Source organism: Halovulum dunhuangense, from assembly GCF_013093415.1.
Classification (GTDB): Bacteria; Pseudomonadota; Alphaproteobacteria; order Rhodobacterales; family Rhodobacteraceae; genus Halovulum; species Halovulum dunhuangense.
The window spans coordinates 725,392-737,983 of record NZ_JABFBC010000001.1 but is presented as its reverse complement, the minus strand read 5'-3'; the positions used below and the strand labels follow the sequence as shown (position 1 = coordinate 737,983).

The window sequence follows — 12,592 nt, the reverse complement described above, 5'->3', positions numbered from 1 at the left end:
TCTTCCCTATCGCGGCTCCGACAGCGCCGCCCGGCCCGAGGCGGGCTTGGGCGCGGGGTATGTCAGCCCCTCCAGAACGTCGAGCGGTCCCGGCACCATGATGGACTTGCCGCGCCGGGGCGTCGCGTAGACCTGCTTGGACGCTTCGACCAGAAGCGCGCCCGCCAGCACCTGCGCATCCAGCCTGCGGCCCAGCCCCTCCCAGACCTGGTCCGTGCGCAGCCAGAACCGCTTGTGGGAAGGGGGGGTATAAAGTGCTGCGGCGTGCCGCTCGGGCAGGAAGGCATGTGCGCGCAGGAGCGTCTCCACCTGCCCGAAGCTGTAGGGCCGGCCGAAGCCGAACGGCGTCGCATCGCGCCGCGCCCACATGCCCGAGCGGTTGGGCACGATGAACACGACATGGCCGCCGGGGGCAAGCACGCGGTGGATTTCCTCAAGCAGGGCGTTCGCGCGGTCACAGGTTTCAAGCCCGTGCGCCACGATCAGCCGGTCCACGGTCCCTGTCGCCACCGGCCAGGCGGTTTCCTCGACCAGGACGGAATGGTTGGGCAGCCCCTGCGGCCACGCCATCACCCCCTGCTGCGCGGGCATCAGCGATATCACACGTCGGGCGTCTGACGTGAAGGGGCGCAGGAACGGGACCGCGAAGCCGAACCCCGCCACGGTCATGTGCGCGGTGTCGGGCCAGAGTTTGCGCAGGGATTGCTGAAGTGCCCGCTGGGCGATACGGCCAAGCTTGGTCCGGTAGTAGAATGCCCTAAGATCGACCACGTCCAGATGCAAGAAACCACCTTCCGGAGCGCCACATGCCCCCAGAGATTGTTACCATAGCCTGCCTGACTGACAACTACGCCTATCTGCTTCACGATCCGGACACCGGAGAGACGGCGGTCGTGGACGTGCCCGAGGCGGCGCCGATCCTGCGTGAACTCGCGACGCGCGGCTGGAAGGCCGGGTGGATTCTGATCACCCATCACCACCACGACCATATCGAGGGTGTCGAGGAATTGCGCCGCGCCACCGGCGCGAAGGTCGTCGGAGCCAGGGCCGACGCGCACCGCCTGCCCGCGCTCGACCTTGCGGTGACCGAGGGCGACCGCGTGACCGTCGGCGGCCTGAGCGGTTCGGTCATCGACGTGTCGGGCCACACGATCGGGCATATCGCCTTTCACTTTCCGCAGGCACAAGCCGTGTTCACCGCCGACAGCCTGATGGCGCTGGGATGCGGCCGGCTGTTCGAAGGCCCGGCCGCGATGATGTGGGAAAGCCTGTCCAAGCTTGCCGCCCTGCCGCCCGAGACGCTGGTCTGCTCGGGCCATGAATACACGGCGTCGAATGCGCGCTTCGCCCTCAGCATCGACGGGGAGAATGCCGCGCTCAGGTCCAGGGCGCAGGCTGTCGCGGCGGCGCGCGAGACGGGCCAGCCGACGGTTCCCTCGCGCCTGGCCGAGGAACTGGCGACAAATCCCTTCCTGCGCGCGAACGATCCTGCGCTGAAGGCCGCTGTCGGGATGGCCGGCGCCCCCGACGACGAGGTCTTTGCCGAGATCCGCGCCCGCAAGGACCGCTTCTGAGGGCCGCCGCACCCTTTAGAGGGACTTGTTAAGTCGCCCCGGTGTCATATGTGACTCGGAACCGGAAGGCTGCGCGTTTGCCTTTCGGAACGGCACGCAGTGGACGGTTGATGCGCAGGAGGCGACACCGTCACCGGATAATGAAGACCGCAACGGAAAATCTCCTTGAAGCGGCCCCCGGAAAGCCGAAATTATGGGGACAGGCCCAATGGCCTGCAGGCGGGTCCGGCATCCTCCGGACGCGCGGAGACAAGGAAGCGGACATGCCATCATTCTCGACCACACTGGAGACCGCGATCCATAACGCTCTTGGCCTGGCCAACGAGCGACGGCACGAGCTTGCGACCCTCGAGCATCTGCTGCTCGCGCTGATCGACGAGCCGGACGCCGCGCGGGTCATGAAGGCATGCAGCGTCAACCTGGACGAGCTGCGCCAGACGCTGACGAAGTTCCTGGACGAGGAACTGGACAGCCTTGTCTCGGACATCGACGGCTCCGAGGCGGCGCCGACCACCGGCTTCCAGCGGGTGATCCAGCGCGCAGCGATCCACGTCCAGAGTTCCGGCCGCCAGGAAGTGACGGGCGCAAACGTGCTGGTCGCGATCTTTGCCGAGCGCGAAAGCCACGCCGCCTATTTCCTGCAGGAGCAGGACATGACCCGCTACGACGCGGTCAACTTCATCAGCCACGGCGTCGCCAAGGACCCGAGCTATGGCGAAAGCCGCCCGGTCACCGGCGCGGACGAGGGGCAGGCGCAATCGGAACAGCCCGGACCGCAGGAAAAGCAGGAAGAGACGGCGCTGCAGAAATACTGCGTCGATCTGAACACCAAATCGCGCAAGGGCGACGTGGACCCGCTGATCGGCCGCGACCAGGAAGTCGAGCGTTGCATCCAGGTGCTGTGCCGCCGGCGCAAGAACAACCCGCTCCTGGTGGGCGATCCCGGCGTGGGCAAGACCGCGATCGCCGAGGGGCTGGCGCACAAGATCGTGCATGGCGAAGTGCCGAAGGTGCTGGCCAAGACCACCATCTTTTCGCTCGACATGGGCGCGCTTCTGGCGGGCACCCGCTACCGAGGCGACTTCGAGGAGCGGCTCAAGGCCGTCATGAAGGAACTGGAGGAGCATCCGGACGCGGTTCTCTTCATCGACGAGATCCACACCGTGATCGGCGCCGGGGCCACCTCGGGGGGGGCGATGGATGCCTCAAACCTGCTGAAGCCCGCTCTCCAGGGGGGCAAGCTGCGCTGCATGGGATCGACCACCTACAAGGAGTTCCGCCAGCACTTCGAGAAGGACCGCGCGCTCAGCCGTCGCTTCCAGAAGATCGACGTGAACGAGCCGTCGGTGGATGACGCGATCAAGATCCTGCGCGGCCTGAAGCCCTATTTCGAAGAGCATCACGACATTCGCTACACCAACGACGCCATCAAGTCGGCGGTGGACCTGTCGGCCCGCTACATTCACGACCGCAAGCTGCCCGACAAGGCGATCGACGTGATCGACGAGGCAGGGGCGGCGCAGATGCTGCTGCCTGAAAGCAAGCGGCGGCGCACCATCGGCGCCAAGGACATCGAGGCGGTCGTCGCCAAGATCGCGCGCATCCCGGCCAAGAGCGTGTCCAAGGACGATGCGGCAGTGCTGAAGGATCTGGAAAAGAACCTCAAGCGGGTGGTCTTCGGCCAGGACGCCGCGATCGAGGCGCTGTCCTCGGCGATCAAGCTGGCGCGCGCCGGGTTGCGCGAGCCGGAAAAGCCGATCGGCAACTACCTGTTCGCAGGCCCCACCGGGGTCGGCAAGACCGAGGTGGCCAAGCAGCTTGCCGCCGTCATGGGCATCCATTTCGTGCGCTTCGACATGTCGGAATACATGGAGAAGCATTCGGTCAGCCGCCTGATCGGCGCCCCGCCGGGATATGTCGGCTTCGACCAGGGCGGCCTGCTGACCGACACGGTCGACCAGAACCCGCATTGCGTCCTGCTGCTGGACGAGATCGAGAAGGCGCATCCCGATGTCTACAACATCCTTCTGCAGGTGATGGACCACGGCAAGCTGACCGACCACAACGGCCGGACCACGGATTTCCGCAACGTGGTGCTGATCATGACCTCGAACGCGGGCGCGGCCGAGCTGGCCAAGAACGCCATGGGCTTCGGCCGTTCGGGCCGCGAGGGTGAGGACATGGCCGTGATCGAGCGGCAGTTCACGCCGGAATTCCGCAACCGCCTCGATGCGATCATCAGCTTCGGTCCGCTGCCGAAAGAGGTGATCATGCAGGTCGTCGAGAAGTTCGTCCTTCAACTCGAAGCGCAGCTGATGGACCGGAACGTCGCGATCGAACTGACACCGGCGGCCGCCGAATGGCTGGGCGAACGTGGCTATGACGAGAAGATGGGCGCGCGGCCGCTGGCGCGTGTGATCCAGGAGAACATCAAGAAGCCGCTGGCCGAGGAACTGCTGTTCGGCCGCCTGTCCAAGGGCGGGCTGGTCCGGGTGTCGGCCAAGGACGACAAGATCGATCTCCAGATCCAGGAGCCGGGCAAGCCGCAGCTTCCCTCGCGCAAGCCGCCGCTGCTGACCGCCGAGTAGCACGCGCAGGTCAGGAAACAGGAACCGCCGCCCGGGAAACCGGGCGGCGGTTCCGCTTTGCGGCGCGCCATTCATGCCCCTGTTAACCCCCGGGTAACGTCGCCACCGCAGACTGACCTGCGAACGCTCCCGTTCGGAAGGGGATGCAGCATGAGCGGTTTTTCTGTCACCGTGATCCTGGCGCTGGCCTTTGGCGGTGCGGGGCTTGGCTATCTGGTCTGGCTGCTGCTGGACGCGGCATCCGCGCGCCGCCCTCGCCAGCGCCAGCGACAGGCGGCCGCGCCACCCGTTGCCGAGAAGCCCGGCCCCGCCGTCGCCCCGCCGGCGGCGCCGCAGGCTTTTCCCGACCCTGCCCTTGCCGCGCGGATCGCGGCGCTTCGGGGCGATCTTGCCGTCATCGCGCGTGCGCAGGCCGCGATCCTGGAAACACAGGCCGAGCGGGAGGGTCGGATGCTTGCCGAATTGCGCGCCATCGCAGAAAGCCGCGACGCGGTGCTGCAGAAGTCGCTTTCCCGGATCGAGGCGATGCTTGCCGGTGCGGGCAGCCCGGCAGAGGGCGAGGATACGGGCAGCCGCCTGGTGCAGATGGGCGACCGGGCCCGCCCGACTACCGCTCGGTGAACTTCAACTCGATCCGGCGATTGCGCGCCCGCGCCTCGTCGGTGTCGGCGGGGTCCACCGGCTGGAACTCGCCGAACCCGTTGGCCGACAGGCGCTGGGCGGGAATATCCTCTTCCGCGATCAGGTAGCGCACCACCGAAAGGGCCCGCGCCTGGCTCAGTTCCCAGTTGTCGGCAAAGGCACCGCCGCTGGTAATGGGGATGTTGTCGGTATGCCCGTCGACCCGCAGGATCCAGTCGATCTCAGGCGGGATCTCGTCGCGGATCTCCCGGATCACGGCGGCAACCTGCGCCAGCTGTTCCTCACCCGCCGGGCCGAGTTCGGCAGACCCACGGTCGAACAGCACTTCGGAAGAAAAAACGAAACGATCGCCCACGATCTCGATGCCCGGACGGTCGCCCAGGATCTCGCGCACGCGGCCGAAGAACTCCGAGCGGTAGTTCTGCAGGTTGCGGGCCTCTTCCTCCAGCCGGCGACGCTCGGCTTCCTCAAGCTCTGCCCGCCGCCGCTGTTCGGCCGCGACACGCGCCAGCGCGGTGTTCAGGTTCGCGCCCAGTGTCTCGATCCGCACCTGCGCCGCCTCTTCCGCCGCCTGCGCCGCGTCCAGAAGCCCCTGCAACTCCTGCAACTGGCTGCCCAGAGCCGCGGTCTGCTGGTTCAGAAGCTCGACCCGACGCTGGCTTTCGCTTGAGACCGCACGCTCGTCCGCGAGTTCCTCGCGCGCAAGCGCCAGGAGGGCCGCGCGTTCCTCCGCCTGCGTCAGGGCACGGTCCCGCTCCTGCGCAAGCGCATCGGCAGAGGCCCGGGCCGCGGCCAGAAGCGTCAACGTCTCCTCGGCGCGGCGGCGCTCCTGTTCAAGCGACAGGGTCATCGCGGTCAGTTCGGCATCGCTTTCGCGCAGTCGGGCGCGCAGCGCCTCGGCGGCCTGCGCCTCGACCAGGCGCGCGGCCTCGGCGTCGGACAGTGCTTCGGCCGCCTCCGCGTTCTCGGCCCGCAGATCGGCGACCAGCGCCTCGAGCGCCTCTCGCCGGGCAGCGGCAAGTCGGGCCTCCTCGGTCGCGCTGTCGATCTCGTCCCGGGCCTGCGCGAGCGCAAGGTTCAGCGCCTCGTTGGCGGATATCTGGCGGCTGTTCTCAGCCTCCAGATCCGCAAGCGCGGTGCGCGTCTCTGACAGCGAGCCGGACAGGTCGCGGTTCTCGGCCAGAAGGCTTGCCACCTGTTCCTCGAAACTCGCGATGCGTGCGGCCTGATCGTCGCGCTGGGTGGTCAGGGTCGCGATCAGGGCCGCCTGCTGCGTCGCCGCAGCCTCGGCATCGGCCAGGTCCGAGTTCAGCGCGCTGACCTGTCCCTCGAGCTGGTCGGTGCGCTGCTGTTCCAGACCCAACGCGGTCGCGAGCTGGCCGATCTGGGTGGACAGTTCCTCGAGTTCGCGGTCCTTCTCGGTTACCTGCCCCCGCAGCACCGACTGCACGATCATGAAGATCGACAGCACGAACATCAGCACCAGCAGCAGCGCCGTCATCGCATCCACGAAGCCGGGCCAGATGTTGGTGGTGAAGCGCGCGCCGCTGCGTCGGGTCAGGGCCATGGCATCAGGCCCCGGTCGCCCGCCGGATGGTCTCGTTCAGCGCCGCCAGTTCCTGCCGCAACTCGGCCACGCTGTCCTGGCGGCCGGCGGCCATCTCTTCCAGGATCCGCAGCAGCTGCACGTCGATGTTGCGCAGGCGCATGCGGCTGTCGGGGTCCAGCGCGCCGCCCTCGTCCTCGCGATGTTCCAGCAACTGGGCGATCCGATCCTGCCCGGCGGCAATGCGCTCGAACACGGCCGCGTCGCCGCCGACCCCCCCGCCCTGCGCGGGGCGGTCGTTCAGCTGCTGCGCCAGCGCCATGACGGCATCGGTCAGGCGGGTGATCTTGGCGTCGGTCTCGATCCGGCTGGCCTCGCCGCGGATGGCCAGTTCGTTCAGCTTGGCGATCTGGCTGGCGGGGATCTCGCCCCCCCGGGACATCGTGCCGCCATCCTCGCCGGTGAAGAGAGAGACCTTGGTGATCGAGGACAGCCATTCCTCGAGTTCCGAGTAGAAGCGGTTCTGACCGTGGCCCGCGAACAGCTCCAGCAGCCCCACGACCAGCGAGCCGGCCAGACCCAGCAGCGACGACGCAAAAGCCGTGCCCATGCCGCCCAACTGCTGTTCGAGCCCGCTCATCAGGTTGTCGAAAACGTCCAGACTGTCCTGCCCTTCCTGCGGCGCGAGCGAGCGGATGGTATCCACCACCGCCGGGACGGTCGTGGCAAGTCCATAGAACGTCCCCAGAAGACCGAGAAAGATCAGCAGGTTGATGATGTAGCGCGTGATGTCGCGCGCCTCGTCCAGGCGGGTCGCGACCGAGTCGAGGATCGAGCGCGTGGACGACGCGTTCAGCGACTGCCGCGCCTTGCTGTCCCGCAGCATCGCCGACAGCGACGCCAGAAGCCGGGGCGAGGCGGTGAACTCATGCCCTGGGCGGTCCAGCGCAAAGCCCTCGATCCAGCTGACCGCCGAGATCAGCGCCAGAACCTGCCAGAAGCAGGCCAGAACCCCCACCACGAACACCGCCATGATCAGCCCGTTCAGATAGGGCGAGGCCAGGAAGATCGGCGAGATCGACGGATAGGCGAAGAACCCGCCGATCGCGACCAGCACAAGGATCAGGATCATCACCACGATCTGCCGGAACGGCTGCGAGAATGACGGTTCCTGTTCGCGGTCCATAAGCATGGGGGCTGCTGCCTATCTGCCTTTATTGCGGTTTCGGGCGGAGTGTAAGCGGGACTGGCGGAGTGTCCAACTGTCAATGGCCGCGGTGCAAAAAACGCGCGCTTTAGATGTGTCTTGTTGCGTGGCCGCCATGATTCCCCCATATCTTGTGGGAGGAGTTGGTCAGGAGGAACTGATGCTCGAAGCCTTCGGCGCACCTGCGATCGCCATTCTCGTCTTTGCGGCGGTCCTGATCTTCCTGATGGTCAAATCCGTGCCCCAGGGCGAGGAATGGACCGTCGAACGCTTCGGCCGCTACACCCGCACGCTCAAGCCCGGGCTGCGCTTCCTGATCCCGCTGATGGACCGGGTGGGCGCGCGGATCAACATGATGGAGACGGTCCTCGACATAGAGGCGCAGGAGGTCATCACCCGCGACAACGCGATGGTCGTGGCCGACGCCGTGGCCTTCTACCAGGTGGTCGATGCCGCGCGCGCCGCCTACGAGGTGCGCAACCTCGAACAGGCGCTGTCCTATCTCAGCCAGACCAATATCCGCTCGGTGATCGGGGCGATGGATCTGGACGAAAGCCTGTCGAACCGCGACGTGATCAACGCGAAGCTTCTGACCGTCATCGACCTGGCTTCGAACCCCTGGGGGGTCAAGGTGACACGGGTCGAGATCAAGGATCTTGCCCCGCCCAAGGACATAACCGAAGCGATGGCCCGCCAGATGAAGGCAGAGCGTGACCGCCGCGCCGAGATCCTGACCGCCGAGGGCCAGAAGCAGTCCGCCATCCTGAAGGCGGAGGGCTTTCGCGAAAGCCAGATCCGCGAGGCGGAGGGCCGCCGCGAGGCAGCCTTTCTGGACGCCGAGGCGCGCGAGCGCCTGGCCCAGGCCGAGGCGCAGGCGACCCGCATGGTGTCCGAGGCGATCGCCGCCGGTGACATCCAGGCCGTGAACTACTTCGTGGCCCAGAAATACACCGAGGCGCTGCGCGACCTGGCGGCATCGCCCAATTCCAAGACGATCATGGTGCCGCTGGAGGCGGCGAGCCTGATCGGCTCGATCGAGGGGATCCGCTCCCTCGCCAGCGGCGCCAAGGGAAGCTGAGGCCATGTTCGGCTGGCTGGAAGGGCTTTCGCCCTGGTGGTGGGTCGCCTTCGGGATCACGCTGGGCGCGCTGGAAATGGCGACGATGTCGTTTTTCCTGATATGGCCGGGGCTGGCTGCCGTGCTGATGGCCGTGCTGCTTGCCTTTCTTCCAGGCATGCCCGGGACGGTGCAGATCGCGGTCTATGCCGCACTCGCCGTCGCGCTCACCTTTGCCGGGCGCGCCTATACGCGGCGCTTCGGCGACGGCGGCGACACGGCGACGGTTCTGAACGACCGCGCAAGCCAGATGGTCGGGCGACGCGGCACGCTGGTCTCGGTCGAACATGGCGAGGCCGTCGTGGAGATCGATGGCGTACGCTGGCGCGCGATCCTGTCGGGCGAGGCGACGATGGGCACCGACGTGCGCGTCACAGGCGCCCAGGGCATGACCCTTAACGTAGAACGCGCCTGAACCGGCCCGGCGTTTACTCTTTGTCAGAACCTTGGACCGCAGACTCAACGCCTTGTGGCGCAGGAGGCTTCGGGCATGGATCTGGGACGGGCTGTGCGGATCGCGACACTGGCGCTGTTCGCGCTCGTGCATCTGCCCGCTGTGTCCAAGGCTGAAGGCACGGCCTGTCCCACCCATGTCGTCCAGCGGGGCGAGACGCTGCGCATGATCGCCGAAATTCACCTAGGCGACCGTGACCGTTCGGGCGAGATATACGCAGCGAACCGGACGATTGTCGGCCCGGACCCCAATGTCATCGCGCCGGGGCTCGTTCTTTCCATCCCCTGCGTGGCGGGCAGGGCAGATCCGGCCGCGGACACCATGGCGGCTGGGCCCGCACCGGCCGATCCGCCGCCTTCCCCCGAACCCGCTGCCGCGCCGGAACCGCCCCCCACCGCAGCGCCCGATGTGACCCGCATCGACATCCTGACCGGGGCGCCGTTCCTGCCCTTCGTGGACCCGGGCCACCCGTCGGGCGGCATGATCCCCGAGATCGTGCTTGCGGCCTTTGCCGCGACCGAGGGCCCGCCGGTTGAGATCTATTTCGTCAACGACATGCCCGCGCATCTCGACATCCTGCTGCCACGCGGGGGGTTTGCCTTCAGCTTTCCCTGGCTGATGCCCGACTGCACCGAACCACAGGCCGGCCAGACGCCGCTCTGCCGCAGCTTCGCGGGGTCTGCCAGCCTTTATGAACAGGTGACCGAGTTCTACGCGCTGGCCGGCAACGCCTATGCGGGGTCGCAGGCGCCAGCGGACCTGGTCGGCGCGCGTCTCTGCCGGCCAGAGGGGCACCCGCTGCGCGATCTGGCCGAGATGGGGCTGCTGGCCCCGCAGATCACCCTGATCCGTCGCCCCGGCCCTGCCGACTGCCTGGACGCGGTGCTGGCGGGCGAGGCGGACATCGCCTCTTTCGACGCCACCGTGGCACGAAGCCTCATCCGCGGCATGCGGCCCGAGGTTTCCTTCGTCGCGCTGGAGCGTCTGTCGCGAATCGAGCAGATGCGCGCCCTTGCCCTGGTCAGCGACCGCGCCGGCCTGGCTGCGATCGACCGCCTTGGCGCGGGGCTCAAGGCCATCGCCGAAAGCGGCGCGTGGTTCGAGATCGTCGAGCGGCACCTCTCTCTGCCCGAAGGTTAGGCAACCCCAAGGGTGGCGCGGGTTTCGCCCTGTCCTTAATTATTTACCAGTTGATAAAAAAACGGACCTGTGTGAGCCTCGACAAGAAGCCAACAGGAGTGACCCGCATGTCCGCAGACATAAGAACGGACGGGATCGTCGCAGGCCGGCTGGACCCCGCCGCGCTCGAGGCGAATTTCGCCGATCTGCACCCCCCGCTCGACGCGCACGAGGCGCTGGTCGCGGCGGACCGCTGCTATTTCTGCCATGACGCGCCCTGCGTCACGGCCTGCCCGACCGGCATCGACATCCCGCTTTTCATCCGCCAGATCGCGACCGGTCAGCCGGATGCCGCGGCCCGCACCATCCTGTCGCAGAACATCCTGGGTGGCATGTGCGCGCGCGTCTGCCCGACCGAAACCCTGTGCGAGGAGGCCTGTGTCCGCGAGGCGGCCGAGGGCAAGCCGGTCCTGATCGGTCAGCTTCAGCGCCACGCCACCGACAGCCTGATGGCCAAGGGTGTGCATCCCTTCGCCCGCGCGGCGGAAACCGGCAAGTCGATCGCCGTGGTGGGCGCGGGGCCCGCGGGCCTTGCCGCCGCGCACCGCCTGTCGATGCACGGTCACGCGGTCACCATCTACGAGGCGAAACCGAAGGGCGGTGGCCTGAACGAATACGGCATCGCCGCCTACAAGACGGTCGACGGGTTCGCGCAGGCGGAACTCGAATGGCTGCTGAAGATCGGCGGCATCTCGATCCAGCATGGCGCGGCCCTGGGCGGAGAGATCACCCTCGAAACGCTGGCCGAGGATCATGACGCTGTCCTGCTTGCCATGGGCCTTGCCGGGGTGAACGCGCTGGGGCTGAAGGGTGCCGACCGCGACTGGGTGCGCAACGCCGTCGATTTCATTGCCGAGCTGCGACAGACCGACGATCTGTCTAAACTTTCGGTTGGTCGCCGGGTCGTCGTGATCGGCGGCGGCATGACCGCCGTGGACGCGGCGGTGCAGTCGAAGCTTCTGGGCGCCGACGAAGTGACCATCGTCTACCGCCGCGACCGCGACGCCATGCCCGCCAGCCGCTACGAACAGGATCTCGCCGCGTCCAGGGGCGTCCGGCTGGTGTTCAACGCCCAGCCGATAGAGATCAAGGGCCGCAAGAAGGACCGGCGCCGGATCGTGTTCGCATATACCGAACGGACCGGCAAAGGCGTCCGCCCCACCGGAGAACGTTTCACGCTGCACGCGGACCAGCTTCTGCTGGCGATCGGCCAGACGCTCGAGGGCGCGCCCGACACGCTCGCGATCGAGGGTGGCAAGCTTCGGGTCGAGGGGGCCGGCCGAACCTCGCTTCCGGGCGTGTGGGCCGCGGGCGACTGCGCCAGCGGCGGCGACGATCTGACTGTCACCGCCGTCGCCGAGGGACGCGACGCGGCGGAGGATATCCACGCCGCATTGATGGGCTAGGCCATGACCACGACACGGCATTCCATCTTCGACCAATCGGCCTCGCGCGCAGAGGCGGCGGTGATGGGCCACTATGGCAGCGAAGGCCTGATCGCCCGGGTCTTCGACGCGCTGCGCGCCGCCGGCATCGACCCCGACGCGATGGGGCCGGACGACCTGGTTCCGCTGGAGCATATGCACACCGGCGGGATCAATGCCACGCGGCGCGTGCTTTCGGCGCTGCGCCCCGAGCCGGGCCAGCACCTTGTCGATATCGGTTGCGGGATCGGTGGCGTGGCCCGGGCGGCCGCGCGCGGTCACGGTGCCCGCGTTACCGGCATAGACCTGACAACCGATTTCGTGGAACTGGCCACCGAACTCAGCCGTCGCACAGGCCTTGGCCAGTTGACTGGCTTTCTTGTCGGCAGCGCGCTTCGCCTGCCGCTGGCCGAGTGCTCTGCCGATTGCGCGGTGCTGATGCATGTGGGCATGAACATCGAGGACAAGGAGCGCATGTTCTCAGAAGCGTTCCGGATCCTGCGACCGGGCGGAAAGCTGGCGCTGTGCGACATCATGCTGGGCCCGCTGGCAGAGCCGCTTGCCTACCCCGTGCCCTGGGCGGCGACGGCGGAGACGTCCCACCTTGCCACGCCCGAGGCGTATCGCGATCTTGCGGTGGATGCCGGTTTCGCGCCGATCTCGGAACTGGATTACTATACCGAGACGCTGTCCGCGGCGCCGATCGCCCGGGCGGAACCCGGCTTCCAGCCGCTTGGCCCGCATCTGCTGATGGGCCCCGATGCCCGGCGCAAGATCGCCAACCACCGTGCAAACCTGGATGCCGGGCGCGTGCTGCCGGTCCAGATGGTCTTTGCCCGCCCCTGATCCAAGGAGTTCCAC

Annotated in this window: 11 protein-coding genes; 8 read left to right on the top strand and 3 right to left on the bottom strand. The window is 67.3% G+C overall.

Annotated elements, in window-relative coordinates; translation table 11 throughout:
- Nucleotides 1-6 precede the first annotated feature (6 nt).
- Entirely contained in the window at nt 7-783 is a 777-nt protein-coding gene (locus tag HMH01_RS03575; RefSeq protein ID WP_171322561.1) for a class I SAM-dependent methyltransferase, read from the bottom strand.
- 23 nt (nt 784-806) lie between these two features.
- Between HMH01_RS03575 and gloB the strand changes: the two genes are divergently transcribed.
- The 3 genes from gloB to HMH01_RS03560 all read left to right on the top strand — a co-directional run bounded on the left by gloB (nt 807) and on the right by HMH01_RS03560 (nt 4,783).
- A complete protein-coding gene (gloB, locus tag HMH01_RS03570) occupies nt 807-1,574 on the top strand; it encodes a hydroxyacylglutathione hydrolase (protein ID WP_171322559.1) in 768 nt (255 codons plus the stop codon).
- Between the two features lie 263 nt (nt 1,575-1,837).
- On the top strand, nt 1,838-4,162 hold the full coding sequence (clpA, locus tag HMH01_RS03565) for an ATP-dependent Clp protease ATP-binding subunit ClpA (RefSeq protein WP_171322557.1): 2,325 nt from the start codon (nt 1,838-1,840) through the stop codon (nt 4,160-4,162).
- Between the two features lie 150 nt (nt 4,163-4,312).
- Nucleotides 4,313-4,783: a hypothetical protein gene (locus HMH01_RS03560; protein WP_171322555.1), complete on the top strand. Its 471-nt coding sequence runs from the start codon at nt 4,313-4,315 to the stop codon at nt 4,781-4,783.
- On the opposite strand, the gene HMH01_RS03555 is transcribed toward HMH01_RS03560, so the two are convergent.
- On the bottom strand, nt 4,770-6,371 hold the full coding sequence (locus HMH01_RS03555; RefSeq protein WP_171322553.1) for a peptidoglycan -binding protein: 1,602 nt from the start codon (nt 6,369-6,371) through the stop codon (nt 4,770-4,772). The genes HMH01_RS03560 and HMH01_RS03555 overlap by 14 nt on opposite strands.
- Nucleotides 6,372-6,375: 4 nt before the next feature.
- Complete coding sequence (locus tag HMH01_RS03550; protein WP_171322552.1) at nt 6,376-7,536, bottom strand: biopolymer transporter ExbB; 1,161 nt, start codon at nt 7,534-7,536, stop codon at nt 6,376-6,378.
- A 181-nt stretch (nt 7,537-7,717) separates the two neighbouring features.
- On the opposite strand from HMH01_RS03550, the gene HMH01_RS03545 reads away from it, so the two are divergent.
- The 5 genes from HMH01_RS03545 to HMH01_RS03525 all read left to right on the top strand — a co-directional run bounded on the left by HMH01_RS03545 (nt 7,718) and on the right by HMH01_RS03525 (nt 12,577).
- A complete protein-coding gene (locus HMH01_RS03545; RefSeq protein WP_171322550.1) occupies nt 7,718-8,635 on the top strand; it encodes an SPFH domain-containing protein in 918 nt (305 codons plus the stop codon).
- Nucleotides 8,636-8,639: 4 nt separating this feature from the next.
- Nucleotides 8,640-9,089: an NfeD family protein gene (locus HMH01_RS03540; RefSeq protein ID WP_171322548.1), complete on the top strand. Its 450-nt coding sequence runs from the start codon at nt 8,640-8,642 to the stop codon at nt 9,087-9,089.
- A gap of 75 nt (nt 9,090-9,164) precedes the next feature.
- A complete protein-coding gene (locus HMH01_RS03535; protein ID WP_171322546.1) occupies nt 9,165-10,268 on the top strand; it encodes a hypothetical protein in 1,104 nt (367 codons plus the stop codon).
- Nucleotides 10,269-10,375: 107 nt separating this feature from the next.
- Nucleotides 10,376-11,713, top strand: a complete 1,338-nt coding sequence (locus HMH01_RS03530; RefSeq protein WP_171322544.1) for an NAD(P)-dependent oxidoreductase — start codon at nt 10,376-10,378, stop codon at nt 11,711-11,713.
- Nucleotides 11,714-11,716: 3 nt separating this feature from the next.
- On the top strand, nt 11,717-12,577 hold the full coding sequence (locus HMH01_RS03525; protein ID WP_171322542.1) for a class I SAM-dependent methyltransferase: 861 nt from the start codon (nt 11,717-11,719) through the stop codon (nt 12,575-12,577).
- Nucleotides 12,578-12,592: the final 15 nt, after the last annotated feature.